Below are 21222 nucleotides of genomic sequence, written 5' to 3' on the forward strand. Positions count from 1 at the left end.
TTAGAATCCCACGGAGTGCCTTAGAATGTCCTCAAAAAATGAACGCGAAAGAATGGCTTTCCATCGTCGACAGATGGATGCCTTACCGACACTAATCTCAGGGTTAGACCCCGATCCGCCTGTCCTGCTCTGCCCGCGCACTGTGAAGTTCGATGATCTCGTGTGCCAAGAGCTTCGGGCTGCGGGGTGGCCAGCATCGGGCAAGACTGCGGAGCAACGCAAAGCCAATCCTCCGGCCCCGATCAAGGGTGCGGTTCTGGCGCGAAAGCTGGCGAAGGGAAATGCCCTAACCAGTGATGACGTCAAGCTGTTGGCAGAGCGGATCGCATGGCTGCAGCGCAACTGGTTTCGCTGGTCTGCTCGCGATGGATATAAGGTGCTGGCGGCTGCGAAGGCGCAGGAGCAAACTTTGCCAGCGGCACCAGAAAAAGTCGGTCTGAAGCCGCCGCCAGAAGTGATCGACGAGGCCGTGAAAGGACCAGAGCCTGAGGCTGAAACAGAATCCCGCGGGGACCTCTTTCACGCCGTTCCAGCTCGAATTGGCGAGGCCCGGAAAGAGGCAGAGCCGGCGGAAACCCAGAAGAGCAACTCGTCGATACTGACTGCGCAAACCGGCGAAGACAACGGACTTGGGAAGACGAATGGCGGCTCGCCGAATAGCGCCAAGCGGCCCGCCGAAGAATCCCAAAAGGAAGGCTCAGTGGACAAGTTCGAAGCCGCTCTCGCCTCTCTTAGGGACATTTCTGATAACGAAGATGTCCCATCGTTTGACGATTACGCCAAAACCATCGGCGGGGGCGGTTCGGATGAAGCCGATGAACACCTGATCTCCCTTCGAACCGGGCACATCAAATCCGTCGAAGGCGACGAGGTTCAAAGCTTCCTTTTCGCAATATACTACAAGAAGTCGCGCGAAGAGATCGAACGGCGTGCCCGCGCGCTCGCGGCGGACAGAGCTCAGCTATCCGGTGCCTTGTCTCGCAGAGATTCGACAAGCCAAGACATTCGGGAAGCCTTCGCCAAACTGGGGCTCGATGCCGATGCGTGATCCAGCGCCATACGGCACACAATTTGAAGGGTATAGCAATAAGCAGGATGGGAACGGGTCCCGTTCCTTGGGGCGTCGTGTCGCTGCGCTTCGTGCCGCCCTTGAAGAAGGGAGGGAAGCAAGATGACGGAACGTTTTTCCAAATCTTCGTCGGATATAGAAGCGGAACAGGATGATCCCTCTCCGAAGGATCGACGCGATGGCATCATCAAGGTCTTCGTAAACGAGACAGAAAAGGCAGAGCTTGAAAAACAAAAGGGTCGGCTGAGCTTCTCCGCTTTCCTGCGAGATCGCGGGTTGACCCGGGGCGATGTCTACGATCCGACCTACGCTGCCATCGGAGGCGTTTACCAGTCTGCCCGGAACCTGCGTGACAGCGCTGAGTGGCTGGAGGAGGCTAGCATCACCCTCAAGAATTCTGCGACAGTCTTCGTAAGCTCGGCGGGCCAAAATCCCGGCGTCGAAAGCAGCCGGGAGGGCATCGAGAATTTGCGCGAACTTGCGACGCAGCTTCAGGCCGGTGCCGAGCGGATGGAGTCGCAGGCAAAGACGCTTGGCGGACAAGCCCGCGAACTGGGGCAAAAGCATATGAACGAAATGCTTCAGCGATACCCGGCAAAGGACATCGTGCCGAGGAAAGGTCGATGATCGCCAAGTGCATTTCCTACGCGCATCTTTTCAAGGATATCGCGACTATCTCGAGTGCCGACCGCAAGGCGCTCTTCGCGGGCTGGGCGGTCGCCAAATATGTTCTCGGTTTGGAACTTGACCAAGATGAAGTCACGTTTGTGCGCGAGGCCAGCAATATCGGTTCATATGGTCCTGACGACAGGGGCGACGATACGCGCGTTCTCGATGCGGCGATTTTCAATCTCGAAGAGGGCACCGAACAGGATCGGGCGCTTGAATTTGCCTTTCGCGTCGCAGCGTCGGGAAAGAAGTCATTGCGGCAGATCGTCGTAGCCTACGGAGACGAGCCCGTAACCAACGAGATGGCCGCGCGTCACAGGGACATTTTTCGCCGCGCGCTGCGAGCCGAAAACAAGCCAATGATTTATTCAAACCATGGTGACACGCGCTTTGGCCATTTTCACCTCGCCGTCTGCACTGCCGACGCCAAGTCGGGCAAGGTCGGCGAATGGGGGCAGGGGAAGGAAATCGAGGCGCTGCACATCGCCTTGGCCATCTGCGAGGCACAAGATAATCTGCAGCCCGAACCCAACCGCCGATACGTAGCCGACGAAACAGGCGTCTATCATACTTGGAGCGGATTCCGGATCGCAGAGCCGAACGGCGACATCATCAACCGCGGTGCGTTCAAAGCGGTGGAAGCAGAACAGGCCGAGTTCGATGCCGAAGTTCTTGCCCCCTCGGACGCCTATGTCGGCCAAGCGCTTCCCAACCCGAAAGCCATCAAGTTGCTGGCGCGCGCCGTGAGCCGGCAGGCGAAGAGCTGGGACGAATGGCACCGTGGTCTCGCCCGTGTCGGCATTCGCTACGAACCTTATCGGATAAAAGGGGAGATCGCGGGCGGTCATCTGGTCGCAAACGGGGTCTTGGACAAGAGTGACGATCGCATCCCCGCCAGTGACGTGAATGCAGGCTACAAGCGCCTTTGCAACAAGCTGGGAAAGTGTCTCTATGAAGCGCCGGCAAGTGACATTCGCGTTCGTTCGTTCGTCGCCCCTGCCTATCGAAAAAAAGGGCTCGACGTCGGGCACGATCTCTCACGTGATGTCGACCTCGCGGAGCAGGCCGAGCGGCAAGCGCAGATCGACAGTGAACTGGAGGAATTCGAGCGAGCGCTGAAAGAAAGGCATGAGGTGATCAGGCGACAGCGTGCGGACGCAAAGAAGGCCCGCGATAAAATGAAGTCGCGCGACGAAAAACGGCGCCAACATAATTTGCAGCAGAAGCGGGAAAGAGCGAGCAGGGAGGAGGCAGAGAAGATCCTGCGCGAACTGCGATTGTCCTTTGACCGAGAGGCCGGACGTAAACGCAAGGGACCGCGGCCGAAGACCGAACCTGCTTCGACTGTCTTGTGGGGTGAATACGAGAGACTCTTCCTCGACCATGATGACAAACCGGGCACGTGGACGAGGCGCTACTCGATCGAACAATCGGACCACAGCCGAACTTATCGGCTGAACGACGAGATTGCATTCGTCGAAACTGCGAGCTTTGTCGCGATGTATTCGGACGACCGCCAGGCAAAGATCGATGCCTTGCGCCGTGCGCATGAGAAGTTCGGCAAAGTCAGGGTTGTCGGCCCCGCAAGCTACCGGCGCGAAATGCTGTTGCTGGCCGCACAGATGGAAATTCCGCTCCACGCAAAGCAGGTCAAGGAAGCAGAAAAGCTTCTGGCGAAATCTAGGGTGAAGAAAGGGCAGGTCAGCGAGGTCATCTACGACAGTGCCTGGTTCGACCGACCGAAACGCAAGAAGGCGAATACTCTGTCTCCGGAAGAGCTTCGGATGCGACAGGAGCGCGAACAGCGAGGCGCTGGCTTTACTTCATCGGTGTTGCAGGACTTCCGCAGGCGCAACGCGCGTGATGACAAAGATCACCAAGAGGGCAAACCGAACTCTGCCAAAATTCCCATGGCTCATCGCTTCTTGACCGAGATGAACTGCGACCGGATGCTGCTATGCGTTTCGCGATTTTGCGTAGACGGAGTCCGCTTTCTTGACGACGAGGAGTTGATCACGGAGTTCGCCCCATTGCCACATGCGTTGGTGCGTCCAGAAGTCCAGCAGCGTTTGGAAGCAATCAGGCGGGTTCAGGAAGCTAAGAGGCTGTGGATATTCACGGGTCTTGCCAAGGGAGAAATTCAGCTCCGGAAAGACAAGCTTCTAATACCAGACGGCCACGGCAGTTGGCCCACTGAATTTATCGGTGGGCAGCGTCGCGATCCCACATTCGTTACCCAAATACGTGAAGCGGCCAAGGGAGACTATGCTGGCAAATTTGTCGATCTCGCCGTTCGGCCCGAGATCTCGGTGTGGCGAGAAGCCCGCGAGGGATCAGATCAAGAGAAGGCCTTGGTCCCCTACATCGTAGACGAATGGATGCGCACGAGCGAGCATGCGGATCGCCACACGATATTTCAGACCATGAAATACACAGAGGCGGAACAGCTCCGCCGCACCACCGGCCTCGCCGCCGAAGCATACAGAGGAGCATTTTACCAGAAGGATGACGAGAGCGATCAGGAATTCGCACGTCGCCATCGGATTGCGGAGCTCAGCAACAGACAGCAGGGCCGATAGCTATCTTGGCTTTTCGGGTGCTTCCCTCGCGCCTGATCACGACCGTGCGTCTTGGCGACCGCTCCTTTTTTTGCCAGCGCAGCAGGAAAAGCCGACCACTCCTGCGTGATAAATTCAGCAGCTTGAAAATCTGCAGGTTGACCTGCCGGATGAACCGGCGGGTAGAGTGGAAAAGAGTGTAAATACACTCGGCATTCGCCTCGTCGGTTCGAATACGAACCGAAAGGCAAAATCATATGAATATTGGACACCTGAATCCCGAACATGAGGACGTCGCACGGCGCCTCGAAACCGACCAGAGTTACCGCGTCCTGCGGGCTGTTCCTCGGCCCTATTCGGATGTGCCCAAAGGCGCGCCACCCGATGCGCGATGCCTGGCACTGGTTGACCTTGAAACCACGGGCCTCGATCCAGTCAATGATCGCATCATGGAACTCGCGATCATGCTCGTCTGGGTCGGCGAGAATGGCGAGGTTCTCAACCACATCGCGCCAAGGGTCTGGCAGGAAGATCCGCAGGTCGAGATCGACCCGAGGATCACATGGATTACGGGCCTTGCGAACCATCACCTGGTCGGTCGGAAGATCCGCGACGATGAAGTGCTCGCTATGCTGGACCGTGCGGATCTGCTGGTGGCCCATAATGCCGCCTTCGAAGTCAGCTGGCTGGAGCGCCGCTATCCCGGGATCAAGGGGGCAGCATGGGCGTGCTCAATGAAGGACGTCGACTGGCTGCGCTCCGGGCTCGACGGACGCGCCCAGCAGTGGCTGCTGGCGCAGCACGGATGGCACAGCAGCGCTCATCGCGCGGGCGACGATGTATGGTCCCTTTTCTGGCTGCTTCAACAGCGCCGGCGGGGCTGGGGCAAGGACCCGGAACGCAGTCATCTCGAGCGTCTGCTCGAAGGTGCAGATCGCACCACCGTGCTGGTGCAGGCGACCCGCGCACCGATCGCCAAAAAGGATCTCCTCAAAGCTCGTCAGTATCACTGGAATGCCACGCAACGAGTGTGGGAGAAGGAACTGGAAGAAAATCTCGTCTCGCACGAAGAGGCCTGGTTCTACACCGAGGGCCTGCCGGCGCCGACGCTCAGGACCGTCACCGCCCAAGAGCGGCACCGCTGACCTTCTTTCACCAGAATCGACACTCAACCAGCAAGGCCCGCCCACCGGCGGGCCTTTGCTTTTTCAGACAAGGAATATCGCCATGACCAATCAATCAGACCGCATGGACAGGTTTGTGCAGGACCTCGAGCAGCAGGCTCGCAGTTTCGCAGCCCGCAATAGCGGCAAAGAGGGCAGGTCAACTCGCTCTCTCATCGTCGCCGATTTCGAGTTTCTCTGGGACCGATCACGACACCATGGATATAAGACCCAGGAGGGCAAGGATGCAGCGGCGATCCGATGGCCATTCGATAGGGTCGCGGCGTCGAGCTGGATCAGTCTCACCTTCGTTGCCGGCGAGATCAGCCCGCGGATTGAGGGGCCGTTCGTCCGGACGATGGAAAACTCAGCAGAGGTCGACATCGTCGAGAGCCTGTTCGATGCGTTACGCGCTGATAATCGCGCTTCACTCTTCACATGGGGAGGGGAGTTTCGCGATCTGCCCGTCCTGCGTCGTTGTGCAACAGAGCATTGCCTCCTCCTTCCCGATCAGTTGCGCAACCTCTCGCCGCACGCAGGCGAGCGCGTTGATCTGTGTCGGGCCGTGGCAGGCTTGGCGGAGAACCCGCACCTCGGTGAGTATGCTGCGGCACTTTCAATTCCAGCCAAGCCGATAGCCGCCAGTTCGATAGGCAAACTTGTCGAGAGAGGCGAGTGGACAACCGTTCGAGAACAGTGCCTCGCCGATACATTGGCGACCGCGCTTCTTGCGGTTCGCCACTGGGTAGCTCTCGGCCAGATCACCTGCGACCTGATGGCGACCGATCTCGCGATCGTCGATGCGGCACATGCAGCGCAACCGCACAGCGAGTTCGTGACCCGCACGCTCAAGCCTTGGGTGCGGGCGCGGCATGCTCGCAGCCGACTGAAAGGCTCGGTCTATCACGCCGCTGACTCAGTGATCCGGGAAGGAGAGACCGTCACGTAGACATCGCACTGGCCAACCGCCTCTCGCGGACACCTTCAATTCCCAATCAATCTTTTTGGGCCGCCCACGATCGTGTGGCGGCCCTTTTTAATGGAGAATACCAATGCCCAAGAAGAAGACCTCCAAGGCACTTATGCCGACGAAATCGACTGCTCCTACACTGCCGCAACGATTTGCCATCGCCGATACGGAAATCCGGCCCGAACAATTCTATCGCCTGCCCGGCCGGCAACCGACGGAGCGTGGGCCCTGGTCTGACGAACCCGGGAAGATCGCCTGGAAAGACCCCGAGACCGGACTGGACTGCATCATCCTGCGACAGGAAAACGGGACGCTATCCGGCTATGTCTCCGTCGATCTTGATCATCCGCTTCATGCCTACAATCATGATGCTCTTCCTCGAGCCGTGCGCAACGCTTCCCATGGCGGCGTCGATTACGCCGAACCTTGCCGAAATTACGGACCCGAGGCAGTCCGCGTGTGCCATATCCGGCCGACGGGAACTCCGAGCCACGCGCCAGGAAAAGCTGAGCATGACGACAAGTGGTGGTTCGGGTTCCGGACATCTCATCCGGGCGACCTCGTGCCGACTGGTATCAAGCCCGACCGCTACCGCGAGGAGGGTGAGACCTACCGGGACATGCATTACGTCTTCGCGGAAGTCCGCAGTCTGGCGCGCGCACTGAAAGCCTTCGCGTATCGACCTGTCGAGGGAAGCAGCAAGCCGTTGCAGATCGGCTCTCGCGCCATTGACGAAGACCAGGCGTGATGGAGGCGAATATGGACAACCGTGCTTTTCAGGACCGCCGCAATGCCAGCCTCCCTTGGGGCTACTGGCTTCACGTGGATCCGGGTCGGAATGACCTCATTGATGAAGACGGCAACCGATGGGAGAGCGTGCGTCATTGCCTTTGGAACGGACGCCTCGGAATGCCAGGTCGCTATTCTGAACTCATCGATTCCCAGCTCGAATTCATGCTCACGATCCTTGCAGCGCACAGTCGGGACCTCGTGCCTATCGAGGAGCGGGTTCTGGATCTTTGCGAGGGATCGTGGACGCTGCGCGCCCATTACGAAAACTGGCTCGAAGCCGTCGGTTTGCTCACGGAACGTGGAGCCTACGGACTTACTCCCGAGGGCAGGGCGGTCCTGCTCATGTTAGCCTCCACCCGCTCCGCAGAATATGCGAGGCGTCCCATCGGCCTTGCCTCACTCGGCCTCACTCGCGGGCTTGATGGGGGTGCCACGCGCGAAGATCGCGAGCGCGTGCTTGCGGAGATCGAAGCCCGCACCACAGACCTGCCTTTCCGGTTCGTGCGCGATACACTGGAGGGCAGGGCGGCAATCAAGCTGCTCGGTGCCAGGATCGGGAGCAACATGCCACTCTCGAGGACGCTGTGGGCGATCGAATTGCCCGACACCCATGCACGCGACCGGCTGTTCGCCTGGATGGCCCTACGAGTAGAGCGCTGGCAGCCGTGGGGTTCGCTCGCGAACGAGCAAGGCGCGCAGGCCCTGAGCGAACACTTCCTGCAGCTTGCTCTCGCTGATCAGCCGTCACCGCCTGACGGATGACTGAGAGGCTTTTCAAACACCATTTACAACGACCAATTTCTTCCGAGCGGGCGGCGCCATTGGCGACCGCCCGCTCGTGCATTGAGGAGCACCAAAATGATCAAACACCCGCTGATCATTCCCGACCGGATGATCGCACTTTCCCTTCTGCCTCCACCCGCGCTTGGACAGCCAGCAGCCCCGTTCGGTTTCGGCGCGCTCGTTGTCGAACAGACGCGTCGAGGTGAAGCGCGGTTCGAACTTCATGCCCATGGCTTTGGTGCGAATTATCGTCCGGAGGCCTTGCGGGAGCGGCTGCAGCCCTTGTTTACGCCCGACACGATGACGCTCATCTTGGACCCCAAATGTAAGCATCGACCTGTAGTCGATCTGAATCGCAACCCTGATGCAGACCAGCTGGTCAAGCACGTGCCGAAATGCGGCCATCGGACCCATATCAGGGCATCTGCCGCCTATCACCTGCTGTGTCATGCAGCCGCCATGACAAACCTCCGGCTTCCTTCTCGAAATCCGTCGCCGCTAGCACGTATCCAGCGGATCGGTGCCGAAGCGCAGGCTGCGTGGATTTGTTATCTGTTCTCGCAGCGGGCTTCGAGAGAGCGAGGTCGGTTGTTCGCCAGTTTCGAAGCCTGGCAATTTCTTCAAAAGGCCAGACTGACCGTGATGGCCTGAACTAGGCGGAGGCGTCAGACCTCCGCCCCTTTTTTGAATCCACACTCGGGATACTTAATCCGGTTCGTCGATGAGGCCATTGCAATCGATTTTTTCAAAGCGACCCAGGGAATGATGCATCCATGCGAGTATGACCAGAACTTGATCGAAGCCTGGGTATCTCATCCAATCCTTGCTCCCCAATAGGGGAATACTGCACCGGGGGCGCACTATCGACGGTTTGCTTATAAATATCTGATTTACAGGAATTTATTAAGAACGGGAAGGTAGGCAGGTTTCATGCGAAAATCTGTCATGACCCCCTTTATCAGCCGTCTGCCTCGTGGGACCTGTTTGCGTCCCGAAAGTGCGTTGTCGATCTTACATGCAGAACGCCATGCATATGCTGCAAAGCGGCCACTCAATGTCTTCATAACAATAAAATTTCCATCAGTCAGCAGGTCCGGTGAGAAACCCTACGATATCTTCCGAAAGAAGTTCTGGGGAAACACCAAGCGCCGGTGGGACACGATGGTGAAGGACGCAAAGAAGCATTCGCCCTTTGACGCTATCGCTGTCTTCGAGAACCCACTCGTGTCAGCGAGAGGCTGGAGGAGGCACTACGGGCCTCTGCATGTCCATTGGATGATACGATGGCCATTCAGGAAATGTGAGCGACTGGAATACTTCTTGCGCCGGCAATTCCAAAGGGAGTTCTTCGTCGCGAAGCCTGGGTCCATTCTTATGGGACGTGTCCGACATAGCCCCGCTGCTGCTGCTTACCTTGCGAAGGGAATAGACCCGCCTTTCGCAAGGCACCTTCATCTGGATCATTCCCCCCAAGGTAGGATAAATCATCGGCGAATAATTGTGTCGAGGTCCTTGGGGCCGACGGCTCGAAAACGAAAGAAGGAAGCAGGAAAAGATCCGCTTCCAAAGCGGAGGAAGGCTTACTACAAAAAGTTCAAGCTTGTAGACCTTAACAAGTTGATTGCTGGCTATAAGAGGTCGCGCCTCATAGGCGCGGGTATGCGTAAGCAACAAATGAAAGGCAAAAATCATCGTCGTCCAAATGCGCGCCGCGCATTTGCTTGTCGAACCGCTTGATACCTTGGAAGCGTTCAAGTTGCTTACCTGAGATTGAAAGGGTCAGCGACGCGAATTGGGCCGCAAGCGGCCTGTCCGGTTATGTCGCGCAGGCTCCGGTTAGCTGACCCACGAAAGCGCATAGCCGACAATCTCTATTGATGCTGTCAGATTGCCGATCAAAACCGCCTATGCGAGGTAGCCATGGCAATGATCTATCTCGTCTATTTGCTCGCGGCCTTAGCTGAAATCGCTGGTTGCTTCGCATTCTGGGCGTGGCTCCGGCTTGACCGGTCGCCATTCTGGCTAATGCCTGGCATATTCGCCCTCTGCATTTTTGCATGGCTGCTGACTCTTGTGGAAGCCGAGCATGCGGGGCGAACCTATGCTGCCTATGGCGGCATTTACGTTATCTCCGCGCTTGGCTGGCTATGGATTGCGGAGGGCGTGCGACCGGACCGATGGGATCTGATCGGAGTGGCCATATGCCTGATTGGCGCATCTCTAATATTGTGGGGGCCGCGGCCAGCCTGACCAATCTCAATTTCGCCGACCGAGGCTTTCCACAATCCGGCATTCACCGATACGATCGGATTGGCAGGACCGCGACAGTTGCGCCAGTTCCTCGCGCAGCGTGGTCAGATCGGCGATCTTGCTGTCGACGTCGCTTAGCTGTTGCCGAACGAGTTGATCGACATCCTCGCAAGGCTTTTCATCATGGTCGGACAGCGCGAGCAATTCGCGCACTTGCGCCATGCTGAATCCGAGCCCACGCGCACGTCGCACGAAGGTCAGCGCCGCCAGATGGTTTTGCGAATAGTCGCGATAATTGCTGTCGGTCCGATCCGCGACGGGCAAGATGCCCTCGCGCTCATAGTAGCGGATCGTTTCCGCCTTGGTCCCGGTGGCCTTCGCCAGTTCGCCAATACGCATCGCTTGACCTTGTAGTTGCTACAAGGTGCATATGTAGCTGCGACTCGAAAATTGCAAGGAGAGTGGCATGGCGAAGTCCTGCTGCCAGACACCAGAACCCGATAGCGCCGCGCACAACGATCCACGCTGGCGCCGCGTCCTCTGGATCGCGCTTATCGCCAATGCGGCCATGTTCGTGGTGGAGATGATTGCAGGTGTAGCAGCCGATTCCCGTTCGCTCCAAGCCGACGCGCTCGATTTCTTTGGCGATGCCGCGAACTACGCGATCAGTCTTGGCGTCGCCGGGATGGCGCTTGCATGGCGGGCCAGAGCTGCCCTGGTAAAGGCCGCGACCATGCTTGCATTCGGCATCTGGGTTATCGGCTATGCTATTTACGGCTTGATAGCCGGAGCCAATCCGGAGCCGGCGACGATGGGTCTCGTCGGCACGTTGGCTCTGGCGACCAATGCGGCCGTCGCGCTGATGCTCTTCCGCTTCCGCGCGGGCGATGCGAACATGCGGTCGGTATGGATCTGCTCACGAAACGACGCGATCGGGAACATCGCGGTTCTCGGCGCCGCTCTAGGCGTTTTCGGGACGGGCCAGGCATGGCCCGACCTGCTTGTCGCCACGGTCATGGCCGGCCTGGCGTTCTGGGGCAGCGTCGAGGTATTCGGGCAGGCACGGCAGGAGCTGGCTCATGAATAGCGATGCCGTATCCAGCAAGGATGCATTCCTCGCAGCGGAATACCGTCTTGCTGCGAACGCCATCGACGAGCAGAATTTCGAGGAAGCCTGGCATCACCTCGAACGTGCCCACGTGGTGGCGCAAGATCGTCTGGGACTGCATTGCGGCTCCCACTTGCGGATGCTTCGACTTGCCTGGCGATTGAGGGACTGGCGTGAAGTCTCAGGCCAGATCTTCAGGCTAGCCCTAGCTCCCTTGGGTAACCTCACGGGGAAGCTTCCGGTCGGAAACAGCGGACGATCGAGTGTCAGCGCCTTCGTCCCAATGGAAATATCGCATGAGTTGAAGGAAGTCATGGGTGCACCCGACAGATCGAAGTGATTGATCGGCCGTGGAATGAACCGGATTAAACGATCCATTTGTTATGAAATCACATTTCACCTTTCGAAAATATTCTTTCGCCACGAGGATCCTGCTGCTAACGGCGCGCACATGACCCGGCTCTTCGCCCGCTCCTGCATGCTGCAGCTGATCACGCTGTGCACCGCTCTCGGCGTCCTCTGGGCACCGGTCGCGGAAGCCGCTGAATGCGCGGACGAGCCCGAAGTCGCTTCGCTGATCGAGCAGCACGGCGAACCGGGCGAAGAAGGCGACGCGCCCGAGAAACACGGCACATGCGCGCACGGTCATTGTCACCATGTGTCGCAGGCGGTGGGGCGATCGACAGAGGACGTCGCAACGCTTTCGGTCACCGCGCTGAACTGTGGCAAGAGCCACGCTTCGCTCCACTCCGGCATTACCGAACTGGCTACGCCCCCTCCTCGAGCCTGACGTTCTTCGCGCATCGGACACGCTTCGATGCCGTTTTGACGTCAGCAGAGGAATTTACCCAACATGTTCGCCACATTCCGGCGAAGCACCCTCGTCGCAGGGTCAGCCTTCGCCATGCTCGTGCAGCCTGCCATCGCGCAGGAAGCGCCTGTCGTCTCGCTCGAAGAAGCGCTCTATCTCACAGGGGTCGCCGACGACGTGACTTCCAGCGCAACAAATCCCCGCATTGTCGGACCGCGCGCGGAATCCGAAGCGGCGCAAGCGCTCGTTGGCCAGGCCCGGTTGCGCCCTAATCCCGAGGTCTCGCTAGAGGTCGAGAACATCGCCGGGAGCGGTGCCTTCTCGGGGCTGAGCGCTACCGAGTATACCTTGGCTGTCGGGCAGAGGATCGAGCTTGGCGGAAAGCGCGGCGCACGCGTCGAAGCGGCCCAGGCGCAGGCACAGCTGGCAAATTTGCGGGCTGATCTGGCGGGGGCTGAACTCGGCTTCCTTGTCCGTGAGCGCTACGTTGCAGCGGCGGCGGCAGCGTTGCGAGTTGAACTTGCGCGAGATGTCGTCGAACGAAATCAGGAACTCGCCCGCATAGCCGGCGTGCTGGTCGAGGTTGGGCGCGAGCCGCCGCTGCGCGCATTAAGGGCGGAGGCCGCACTGGCAGAAGCGCGTGCCGAACTTCAGGCGGCGGAGGCGACCAGTCTGGCAGCCCGCACGGCGCTTGCCTCGCTATGGGGCGAGCAAGGAACGCCTCCGCTCGTGCCCGGTGCCTTTCCGAGCATCGAACCGCCGGCCGGAGTGCTTGTGTCGGCGACTGGCCTGCAATTGCAGGTGGCCCGCGCGGAAAGCACGGCTGCGGCCGCCGAGATCGACCGGGAACGCAGCCTGCGAATTCCCGATCCGGTCGTTTCGGCAGGTGTGAAGCATTTCGAGGAAAGCAACGACAGTGCCTTTCTTGTGGGCGTTTCCATTCCACTCCCCTTCTGGAACCGCAACCAAGGTAACATCGCTGCCGCCGAGGCCCGGCTGCGCGCCGCGAACGCCCGCGAGGCTGTCGCGTTGGCCGATTTTGAACAAGCCGTGAGCCGCGCACGTGCGCAATACCTTGCCGCCGAAGCTCGCGTCGAAACACTTTCCGCAACGTCAATCCCCCAAGCCGAGGAGGCCCTTCGGCTCGTCCGCATCGGCTACCGCAATGGCCGCTTCCCACTGATCGAGGTGCTGAGCGCAGCCGAAGCGCGCGATGCCATCCGCGAGGCCCTGATTGCCGCGCAGGAAGACCAGGGACAGGCAGCCGCCGAGCTCATCAGGCTGGCCGCACAATGAGGAACATACTCATGAACCGCAGAAAACTGGCGATCATCGCCGGGATTGCCATTCTTGCCGCAGCGCTGCTGATTTTGCTCTGGCCTGACAGCGAAGCCGAAACCCACGCCGAGGGCGAAGCGCTCGCCGGTGAAGAAGGCGCCGAAGCCGAGCAGCCTGAGGGGCTGGTTCTGCTCAGTGAAGAGCAGATCCGCACCGCGGAAATCGAACTTGCGACCGTCCAGACAGGCGCTGCGGTCGAGCTCGTTTTCCCAGCCACCGTCGCCGCCAGTCCTACGGCCAGCGCGCGGATCGATGCGCGTGCCTCGGGCGTCGTGCGCAGTATCGGCAAAACGCTGGGCGACTATGTTCGGCAGGGCGAAACCGTCGCGCGAATCGAAAGCGCCGATGCTGCGGCGCTCGCATCCCAGTTGAGTGCCGCCCGCGCTCGGGTGACCGAACTGTCGTCAGCCTTCGAACGCGAACGCCGCCTGTTCGAGGAGAATGTCACTGCGCGGCAGGACCTCGAGGCTGCCCGCGCCAATCTCGACGTGGCCCGCTCCGAACTGAACCGGGCAGAGGCCGCCGTCGCCGCAGCCGGTGTCAGCGGTGATGGCCGTTCGCTGGCGGTCACCAGTCCCCTGGCAGGGCGGGTGACGGCCGCGCCCATCGTGCTCGGTTCCTTCGTCGATGCCGGCGAGGAGCTCTACCGCGTCGTCAATCCCAACGCTCTTCAGGTCGAAGTCGCCTTGCCGTCCGAAGATGCGACGCGCATCCAGCCGGGCGACGAAGCCGCTGTGATCGTCGGCGATGGCCGCGAGATCGGTGCGCGCGTGCGTTCGGTCACGCCTTCACTCGATCCCGAAAGCCGCAGTGCCACTGCCGTGCTCAGTCTGACGCGTGCGATACCGGGTCTTCAACCTGGGGCCTTCCTCCAGGCACGCATTCGCCCGTCGGGCGAAGTGGACCAGAGCCGTATCGCGGTTCCCGAAGATGCTGTGCAGGTGCTCGAAGGCCGCGATGTCGTGTTCGTGCGGGCCCAGCGCGGGTTCCAGGCGCGCGAGGTAGCGACAGGCAGCCGGTCCGCCGGAATGGTGACGATCTTGTCCGGTCTTGAACCCGGACAGCAGATCGCGACCGACAACGCCTTCCTGCTGAAGGCCGAACTCGAAAAGGAGGGTGCCGAACATGGCCATTGATCATACCGCGGCTCCCGCTGACGAGAGTAGTCACCGCCATGGCCTGATCGGGATGGTTCTCGATATTGCCGTGCGTTTTCGCTGGGCGATCATCGTCTTGACCGTATTCGCGGCGATTTACGGCGCGTTCAACCTTCTGCGCCTGCCTATTGATGCTGTCCCCGACATCACCAACACGCAGGTCCAGATCAACACCAGCGCGCCCGCGCTTTCGCCTGCCCAGGTCGAGACGCAGGTGACCTTTCCAATCGAAACCGGTCTCGCCGGGATCGAGGGACTGGAGATGACCCGCTCGATCTCGCGCAACGGCTTCAGCCAGGTCACCGCAATTTTTGAGGAGGGCACCGATCTATACTTTGCCCGCCAGCAGGTAAACGAGCGGCTCGCACCGATTGGAGCTTCGCTGCCCGAGAGAGCGGAACCCACCATGGGGCCGATTTCCACCGGCCTTGGCGAAGTGCTGATGTATACGATCGAGTATGAGCACCCTGGTGGCAAGGGTGCTACCACTGGCGGCCGGACAGGCTGGCAGTCCGACGGCAGCTTCATCACCGAACGTGGTGACCGCCTCGAAAGCGAAGTGGCGAAGGCGGCCTATCTGCGCACTGTGCAGGACTGGGTGGTCGCACCGCTGATGCGCTCTATCGACGGCGTGGCCGGCGTGGATTCAATTGGCGGGTTCGAAAAGCAATTCCTTGTTCAACCCGATCCTGCGCGTTTGACGGGCTACGGCTTGTCGTTCGATTCGTTGATCGACGCGCTCGCAGCCGCCAATTTGGCCGCAGGGGCCAATTTCGTGGATCGCGCCGATGAAGCCCTGCTCGTCCGCGTCGATGCGAGGCTGGGCAGCATTGCCGACATCGAAGAAGCCGTCATTGCGACCCGCGAGGGCGTGCCCATCCGCATCGGCGATGTGGCCGAAGTGGAGATCGGCGGCGACTTGCGAACCGGTGCTGCTTCACTGAACGGTGAAGAGGCGGTGGTGGGAACCGTGCTGATGCGCGCGGGTGAGAACAGCCGCACCGTCGCAGCCGGAGCGGCAGCAAGGCTCGAAGAGGTCCGCGCGTCGCTCCCGGACGGAGTGGTGGCCGAGATCGTCTACACCCGGTCCTCGCTCGTCGATGCGACGATTTCGACGGTTGAGAAGAACCTGCTCGAAGGCGCATTGCTGGTGATCGCCGTCCTGTTCCTCCTCCTGGGCAATATCCGCGCAGCGATTATCACCGCACTGGTCATCCCGGTGTCGATGCTGATGGCGGCGGCGGGGATGAACCGGCTCGGCGTCTCGGGCAATCTGATGAGCTTGGGCGCTCTCGACTTCGGCCTGATCGTCGATGGTGCGGTCATCATCGTCGAAAACAGCGTCGCGCGGCTTGCGGCGCGGCAACACCGGGAAGGCCGATTGCTTACTTTAGGGGAGCGGCTGACCGAAACGCGTCTGGCGGCGCAGGAAATGATCAAACCGACCGTTTACGGGCAGGCGATCATCTTCCTCGTCTTCGCCCCGTTGCTGACATTTACCGGGGTCGAAGGCAAGACGTTCTCGCCAATGGCGATCACGATGATGCTCGCGCTGGCTTCGGCCTTCGTGCTGTCGCTGACCTTCGTTCCGGCGATGATCGCGGTGCTGCTCAACAAGAAGCTGACCGAAAAGGAAGTGAAGCCCATTCGCTGGTCAAAGGAGCGTTATGGGCCAGCGGTTCGCAAGGCCATTGCACGGCCCTGGCCGGTTATAGGCACAGGGGTCGGTATTTTTGCGGTCGCGGCTGTCATCTTCGGGTTTCTCGGTAGTGAATTTACGCCGCAGCTCGACGAACGCGACATAGCGGTGCAATCGCTTCGAATTCCCTCGACCTCGCTGGAACGTTCGCTTGCTATGCAACGACAGGTCGAGGACCGCATTGAGAGGTTTCCGCAGGTCGAGCTGGTGTTCTCGAGAACAGGCACGGCAGAGGTCGCCAGCGACCCGATGCCGCCCAACATTTCGGATTCCTACGTGATCCTCAAGCCGCGTGAGGAATGGCCCGACCCCAGCTTGTCCAAGGACGCCTTGATCGCAGAAATAGAGGAGTCTCTCGGCGACCTGATTGGCAACCTCTACGAGTTCAGCCAGCCAATCGAGCTGCGGTTCAACGAGCTCATCGCCGGTGTGCGCGGCGATGTCGCGGTCAAGCTCTACGGCGATGACCTTACCGCACTCACCGAAGCGGCAGGCGATGTGGCGGGCGTGCTGCGCGGCGTGGAGGGCGCGGCAGACGTCAAGGTGCAACAGGTGACGGGCTTCCCGACCCTCGACATCGCTTTCGATCGTCCCACCATCGCGCGCTACGGGCTGACGGTCGAAGACGTGGCCCAATCGGTCGCCATCGCACTTGGTGGACGTCCGGCGGGCCTCGTGTTCGAAGGCGATCGCCGGTTCGATGTCGTAGTGCGTCTCGAAGATGCGGCGCGCGACGATTTCGACCAGCTCGGTGCTCTGCCGATCGTGCTTGAAAACGGTGTCACGGTTCCCCTCAGGACCCTAGCCGATTTCAATGTGGTCGATGGCCTCGCCGAGGTGCGACGTGAACAAGGGCGCCGGCTCGTGATCGTGTCGGCAAACGTGCGTGAGCGCGATCTCGGCTCCTTCGTCGAAGAGGCGCAGGAGGGAGTTTCGGCTCAGGTCGATATGCCGCCCGCATCCTTCATAGAATGGGGTGGTCAGTATCAGAACTTGCAGGCCGCTCAGGCTCGCCTCGCGGTCGTAGTGCCTGTCTGCTTCGCACTAGTCCTGCTCTTGCTGTTCATGGCTCTGGGCGGATGGGTTCCGGCGCTTGCCGTGTTCAGTGCCATTCCCATGGCCTTGGCTGGCGGGGTCTTCGCACTTGCCTTGAGGGGGCTGCCCTTCTCGGTATCGGCCGCAGTGGGCTTCATCGCGCTCTCGGGCGTGGCGGTGCTCAACGGTCTCGTCATGATGACCGCGATCCGGCAGCGTCTCGACAGCGGGATGCCGCTGGACGAGGCGATTGCCGATGGTGCGCTCGCACGTCTGCGACCGGTGCTGATGACCGCGCTGGTGGCTTCGCTCGGCTTCGTGCCAATGGCCATCGCCACCGGAACCGGCGCCGAAGTTCAACGTCCATTGGCTACGGTGGTTATCGGCGGACTGATTACCGCAACGGCGCTGACGCTGTTCGTATTGCCGGCGATCGCCCGCCTCGTGCTGAACCGCTCGGATGACGAGCGCAGCTGGCGGGAGAAATGGTGGGAGCGGCTGCGCCGCAATGTGACGCGTGAAGAACAGCGAGAGCTGACAGACATCGCGTGACGACTGGAGTGCAGGAGGCAAATGCTGAAAATCGATGAAGAGAGCGGCCTGGTCAGGATATTCGCCGGGGGTGCCCTCAGCAGTTCGGACTATGATCGCTTCGTTCCCCAATTCGAGCGCATTGCAGCGCGCGAGCCAGGAACGGTCCCGATGGTTATCGAGCTTGCCCCCGATTCTTCGGGTTGGGATCTCGGCGGCATCTGGCGCGATCTCAAGTTCGACATGAAGCACAAGGACAGCTTCGGCCGGATTGCGATCATCGGCGGCAGCAAGTGGGAAGAGTGGGGCACGAAGCTCTCCGATCCGCATTTCCGCGCCGAGATGAGATTCTTCATGCCTTCCGAACGCGATATCGCTGAGAACTGGGCCAGAGACGAAAGGAACACGGCATGAGCGGCAACCACGGCGTCGATCTCGGCTCCGCCGAGAAGCGCCGCACCCTGTGGATCGTCCTCTGGCTGAACGTGGCGATCGCGATAGGATTTTTCATAGTCGGTTACTTCGCCGATTCCAACGCACTGCTCGCGAACGGCCTCGATAATTCGTCGGATGCGATCGTCTACGCGCTCAGTCTGCTGGCGCTCACCCGGTCGCGGACCTGGAAACGCGGAGCCGCCCGTTTTTCCGGCATCATGCTCCTCGTCTTCGCCGGCGGGGTCATCGCCGATGCCGTCCGGCGCTTCGTCGAGGGATCAGAGCCCGGCGGTCTCATGATGATGGCCATGGCGGCAGTAGCCGCTGTGGTGAACCTGATCTGCCTGCGGTTGCTGCAGAAGATGAAGGCGAAGGACGTCAACCTGCGCGCGGCCACGACCTTCAGCTTCAACGACTTCATCTCCAATGGCGGCATCATCATCGCCGGGATTATCGTCATGCTGACCGGCGCGAACTGGCCCGATCTGTTGGTCGGAATCGCGGTTGCCGGGATCGCTCTCTGGGGGGGCATCGACATCCTGCGCGATGCGCACATGGATGTGCATGATGAGGAAGGCACCGAGCACCACAAGGGCGACGAATTCGGTCGATAAATAGAAAACATGGCTGAAACGTAAGACGCACCGGTCGTAGCTACCGCGAGGAAAGCCTCGGCTACGATCAGGCGCATTCTAGCTAGGAATGTCCGGTATTGGCAGTTTCAGAGAACGTGCTGAACGACTGATTTTTGGGCGCGTAGCAGACGCGCACATCCTTACCTATCGTCGCTTCTTTGGTCGACCTCTGGGCTTGCCGAATTTCTGATATTCCCGCGGCCTGAGGTTAAGCGATCGCCTCGGGATATCGGGTAACAACCCTGAGAGCACTTCGACCAGTTCGACGAGCTGCCAAGGCTCGAAATCTTCGTCGTAATGCTTTCCTTCCGTATCATTCGGCTCGTGCCCGCCAAGGCCTTGCCGGTGCGCTTTGTTGAATATTTTGAGCCCGGTCTCATCCTCTTTGTCGCGAAGAATGTTGAAGCCCAGAGTGCGAATAGAGGGAACGTCTACGTCCTTGCGGCCCCTCTTTCGGGAAGTCCCATTCGGGAACACCAGTGTGCGCAGAGGGCCGAAAAGGTCCTTGTAGAAGCACTTGTCGGAATCCATCGTCGGGTGCACGAACTCAGGGAAGAGAGCGCGATGACCGGCCTCCTTCATCGCTGTCACGTATTCGCCAAAGCCAAGATCGAGCAGCTTTCGCGCGATCGGAACACGCCGGGTTGAAGAGACTGTCTTGATGCGTCGCAGGCTGTTTTCCCGGATATGGAGGTGGGGAACCTCATCGTCGAGAACGACGTCGGAAACAGACAAGCCTGCAATTTCGTCGGACCGTGCGAGCGTGGAGATTACCAGCGGCAGCACCCAATAACTGCCGTCATGGATTACTTCATCGCCCGGTTCGAACCGCTGCCACAAACCGGCGCATCCATACCAGACGGGGGTTTCAAGCATTTTCCGCAATTCGTCGGGATGCCACGGCAACCGACCGGCGTTCCGCTTCTGGTTGTTCTTGACCGACTGACGCTCGCCCTGTTTCTTCGGATTGACCAAGGTCTTGCGAACCGCGGTGAAATTCAGACCCTTGGGAGCAAGATCCGGATCATGACCCTCAAGGTGCGTGATCAGGGCGCTGATCCACGTCATGTGCTTGCGCTGCGTGACGAGCGACAGGCCTACGTAAGGAAGCCCCTCGGCATCGGCGGCGGTGGGATCTTCATCCCATCTTCTTCGCAGGGCATCGCCGCGTTCGAGCGCTTCCTCGATTGTTTCCCTGACTTCCATGCCGTTTTCATCGTTCCGCGCCCGTCCGTAAACGACAGGAAGACGGGGAAAGAGGTCTTTCATGTCGATGAGGTGCTTCTGGGTAATGGCGTTTACGGGGATGTCTCCGTTCGCCGCGATGAATATCCTTACCGCACCTTCGATATCGCGCTTGCGTCCCTTGTCCCACGCCCCGTCCTTGATCTTCTTCCGCAAAGCTTCCTTCGCGTAGACGGAAAGCGGCGGAGCTACGAATGGCGAAGACCTCGCATTTGTAGCTGCGGGTGCCTCATCCAACGTTTCATGCGCGAGCTGAACCGGAGCGAGAACTGCGGGCACTGCTTCGGCATGAGCAAGCCGTTCCAGATGTTTCGGCAACGGCCAGACATCGCCTTCCGGCAACGGTGATCCCAGCTCTTCGCAAGCCTCGATATTGGCATTTCGATAGGCCGCAGCTGCAATCCGCGCACAAGCAGCAAGGTTTCGCTCGTTGGGCTCTAAACCTTGGATGCGCAGGTCATCCGCGAGTTGTCCGGGCGAAATCGGGCGCTGGTGCTTGTGACGGCTTGCTATGGCGGAAAGTGCATCAGCATCGTTCTCGCCAAGACCACGCGCTACGAGTTCCTGATGGCTTTCCATGCTCGCATCGAGCAGCTGCGGTTCGGTGGCCAGCAGCGAAAAGTAACAGGCGTAGTGGCGATTGAAGGCCAGATGATCATCGACCCGGCCCGGTTCCTGGAACTGGGACATGATGATCCGGTCGAGCTCACGCTCGAAGGCCTGCTTGTAGAGCGCGGGCATGTCGTCCGCCTTCATGCTGCGCCTCAGTAACGGCATCTGTTCCATCATTGCGTCCTTCGCCAGATCGAGTTCGGCTGCACGCGAACGGGCCTGCTGGGGGCTCGCCGTGCGCAGCGACAGTCTGACGGTTGTAGGACGCGCTGGAACAGAACCAAAACGCAGGCGGGATTTCCACCAGAATATGGAGCCGCGACGATAGAGAGCCATGCCATGTGAACCTCGGCTGCGAGGAG

General features: G+C 60.0%; 19 protein-coding genes. 17 read left to right on the top strand and 2 right to left on the bottom strand.

Going from position 1 to position 21222, the window contains the following annotated elements; genetic code table 11:
* Positions 1-52 precede the first annotated feature (52 nt).
* From SJY12_RS01745 to SJY12_RS01785, 9 genes are all read left to right on the top strand, one after another.
* The gene (locus tag SJY12_RS01745; RefSeq protein ID WP_397505798.1) at positions 53-1048 is read left to right on the top strand and encodes a hypothetical protein; all 996 of its coding nucleotides are present in this window, start codon (positions 53-55) and stop codon (positions 1046-1048) included.
* A 123-nt stretch (positions 1049-1171) separates the two neighbouring features.
* A complete protein-coding gene (locus tag SJY12_RS01750; protein ID WP_397505799.1) occupies positions 1172-1696 on the top strand; it encodes a hypothetical protein in 525 nt (174 codons plus the stop codon).
* Positions 1693-4317: an LPD7 domain-containing protein gene (locus tag SJY12_RS01755; RefSeq protein ID WP_397505800.1), complete on the top strand. Its 2625-nt coding sequence runs from the start codon at positions 1693-1695 to the stop codon at positions 4315-4317. Before SJY12_RS01750 ends, SJY12_RS01755 begins: the two co-directional genes overlap by 4 nt.
* A 236-nt stretch (positions 4318-4553) precedes the next feature.
* Complete coding sequence (locus tag SJY12_RS01760) at positions 4554-5441, top strand: exonuclease domain-containing protein (RefSeq protein WP_397505801.1); 888 nt, start codon at positions 4554-4556, stop codon at positions 5439-5441.
* Between the two features lie 82 nt (positions 5442-5523).
* Positions 5524-6408, top strand: a complete 885-nt coding sequence (locus SJY12_RS01765) for a hypothetical protein (protein WP_397505802.1) — start codon at positions 5524-5526, stop codon at positions 6406-6408.
* A 103-nt stretch (positions 6409-6511) separates the two neighbouring features.
* On the top strand, positions 6512-7177 hold the full coding sequence (locus tag SJY12_RS01770; protein WP_397505803.1) for a hypothetical protein: 666 nt from the start codon (positions 6512-6514) through the stop codon (positions 7175-7177).
* 11 nt (positions 7178-7188) lie between these two features.
* Positions 7189-7983, top strand: a complete 795-nt coding sequence (locus tag SJY12_RS01775; protein WP_397505804.1) for a hypothetical protein — start codon at positions 7189-7191, stop codon at positions 7981-7983.
* A 96-nt stretch (positions 7984-8079) separates the two neighbouring features.
* Complete coding sequence (locus SJY12_RS01780) at positions 8080-8655, top strand: hypothetical protein (RefSeq protein ID WP_397505805.1); 576 nt, start codon at positions 8080-8082, stop codon at positions 8653-8655.
* A gap of 1275 nt (positions 8656-9930) precedes the next feature.
* Positions 9931-10254, top strand: coding sequence for a YnfA family protein (locus tag SJY12_RS01785; RefSeq protein ID WP_397505806.1), 324 nt, complete (start codon positions 9931-9933; stop codon positions 10252-10254).
* 6 nt (positions 10255-10260) lie between these two features.
* Here the strand turns inward: SJY12_RS01785 and SJY12_RS01790 are convergent, their stop codons facing one another.
* On the bottom strand, positions 10261-10653 hold the full coding sequence (locus SJY12_RS01790; protein WP_397505807.1) for a helix-turn-helix domain-containing protein: 393 nt from the start codon (positions 10651-10653) through the stop codon (positions 10261-10263).
* Positions 10654-10720: 67 nt separating this feature from the next.
* Between SJY12_RS01790 and SJY12_RS01795 the strand changes: the two genes are divergently transcribed.
* From SJY12_RS01795 to SJY12_RS01830, 8 genes are all read left to right on the top strand, one after another.
* Positions 10721-11341, top strand: a complete 621-nt coding sequence (locus SJY12_RS01795) for a cation transporter (RefSeq protein ID WP_397505808.1) — start codon at positions 10721-10723, stop codon at positions 11339-11341.
* Entirely contained in the window at positions 11334-11702 is a 369-nt protein-coding gene (locus SJY12_RS01800; RefSeq protein ID WP_397505809.1) for a DUF3703 domain-containing protein, read from the top strand. Before SJY12_RS01795 ends, SJY12_RS01800 begins: the two co-directional genes overlap by 8 nt.
* A 111-nt stretch (positions 11703-11813) precedes the next feature.
* Positions 11814-12152: a hypothetical protein gene (locus SJY12_RS01805; RefSeq protein WP_397505810.1), complete on the top strand. Its 339-nt coding sequence runs from the start codon at positions 11814-11816 to the stop codon at positions 12150-12152.
* Between the two features lie 63 nt (positions 12153-12215).
* The gene (locus SJY12_RS01810) at positions 12216-13469 is read left to right on the top strand and encodes a TolC family protein (RefSeq protein ID WP_397505811.1); all 1254 of its coding nucleotides are present in this window, start codon (positions 12216-12218) and stop codon (positions 13467-13469) included.
* Between the two features lie 11 nt (positions 13470-13480).
* Entirely contained in the window at positions 13481-14647 is a 1167-nt protein-coding gene (locus SJY12_RS01815; protein ID WP_397505812.1) for an efflux RND transporter periplasmic adaptor subunit, read from the top strand.
* Between the two features lie 43 nt (positions 14648-14690).
* Positions 14691-17954 (top strand): efflux RND transporter permease subunit, encoded by a 3264-nt coding sequence (locus SJY12_RS01820; RefSeq protein ID WP_397506625.1) that lies wholly within the window; start codon positions 14691-14693, stop codon positions 17952-17954.
* Positions 17955-17975: 21 nt separating this feature from the next.
* Positions 17976-18347, top strand: coding sequence for an STAS/SEC14 domain-containing protein (locus SJY12_RS01825; protein WP_397505813.1), 372 nt, complete (start codon positions 17976-17978; stop codon positions 18345-18347).
* Positions 18344-18982 (top strand): cation diffusion facilitator family transporter, encoded by a 639-nt coding sequence (locus SJY12_RS01830; RefSeq protein WP_397505814.1) that lies wholly within the window; start codon positions 18344-18346, stop codon positions 18980-18982. The genes SJY12_RS01825 and SJY12_RS01830 overlap by 4 nt, the downstream gene beginning before the upstream one ends.
* A gap of 165 nt (positions 18983-19147) precedes the next feature.
* Here SJY12_RS01830 and SJY12_RS01835 read toward each other — a convergent pair whose 3' ends face one another.
* Positions 19148-21196 (bottom strand): hypothetical protein, encoded by a 2049-nt coding sequence (locus SJY12_RS01835; RefSeq protein WP_397505815.1) that lies wholly within the window; start codon positions 21194-21196, stop codon positions 19148-19150.
* Between the last annotated feature and the right edge of the window lie 26 nt (positions 21197-21222).

Origin of the sequence: Qipengyuania sp. R86523, assembly GCF_044596365.1 — a bacterium.
GTDB classification, from domain to species: domain Bacteria; phylum Pseudomonadota; class Alphaproteobacteria; order Sphingomonadales; family Sphingomonadaceae; genus Qipengyuania; species Qipengyuania citrea.

Coding starts and splice junctions, on each gene's coding strand:
- SJY12_RS01745 (WP_397505798.1), top strand. CDS start 53: ATGGCTTTCCATCGTCGACAGATGGATGCCTTACCGACACTAATCTCA.
- SJY12_RS01760 (WP_397505801.1), top strand. CDS start 4,554: ATGAATATTGGACACCTGAATCCCGAACATGAGGACGTCGCACGGCGC.
- SJY12_RS01780 (WP_397505805.1), top strand. CDS start 8,080: ATGATCAAACACCCGCTGATCATTCCCGACCGGATGATCGCACTTTCC.
- SJY12_RS01755 (WP_397505800.1), top strand. CDS start 1,693: ATGATCGCCAAGTGCATTTCCTACGCGCATCTTTTCAAGGATATCGCG.
- SJY12_RS01835 (WP_397505815.1), bottom strand. CDS start 21,196: ATGGCTCTCTATCGTCGCGGCTCCATATTCTGGTGGAAATCCCGCCTG.
- SJY12_RS01785 (WP_397505806.1), top strand. CDS start 9,931: ATGATCTATCTCGTCTATTTGCTCGCGGCCTTAGCTGAAATCGCTGGT.
- SJY12_RS01795 (WP_397505808.1), top strand. CDS start 10,721: ATGGCGAAGTCCTGCTGCCAGACACCAGAACCCGATAGCGCCGCGCAC.
- SJY12_RS01765 (WP_397505802.1), top strand. CDS start 5,524: ATGACCAATCAATCAGACCGCATGGACAGGTTTGTGCAGGACCTCGAG.
- SJY12_RS01825 (WP_397505813.1), top strand. CDS start 17,976: ATGCTGAAAATCGATGAAGAGAGCGGCCTGGTCAGGATATTCGCCGGG.
- SJY12_RS01810 (WP_397505811.1), top strand. CDS start 12,216: ATGTTCGCCACATTCCGGCGAAGCACCCTCGTCGCAGGGTCAGCCTTC.
- SJY12_RS01770 (WP_397505803.1), top strand. CDS start 6,512: ATGCCCAAGAAGAAGACCTCCAAGGCACTTATGCCGACGAAATCGACT.
- SJY12_RS01790 (WP_397505807.1), bottom strand. CDS start 10,653: ATGCGTATTGGCGAACTGGCGAAGGCCACCGGGACCAAGGCGGAAACG.
- SJY12_RS01800 (WP_397505809.1), top strand. CDS start 11,334: ATGAATAGCGATGCCGTATCCAGCAAGGATGCATTCCTCGCAGCGGAA.
- SJY12_RS01815 (WP_397505812.1), top strand. CDS start 13,481: ATGAACCGCAGAAAACTGGCGATCATCGCCGGGATTGCCATTCTTGCC.
- SJY12_RS01805 (WP_397505810.1), top strand. CDS start 11,814: ATGACCCGGCTCTTCGCCCGCTCCTGCATGCTGCAGCTGATCACGCTG.
- SJY12_RS01830 (WP_397505814.1), top strand. CDS start 18,344: ATGAGCGGCAACCACGGCGTCGATCTCGGCTCCGCCGAGAAGCGCCGC.
- SJY12_RS01775 (WP_397505804.1), top strand. CDS start 7,189: ATGGACAACCGTGCTTTTCAGGACCGCCGCAATGCCAGCCTCCCTTGG.
- SJY12_RS01750 (WP_397505799.1), top strand. CDS start 1,172: ATGACGGAACGTTTTTCCAAATCTTCGTCGGATATAGAAGCGGAACAG.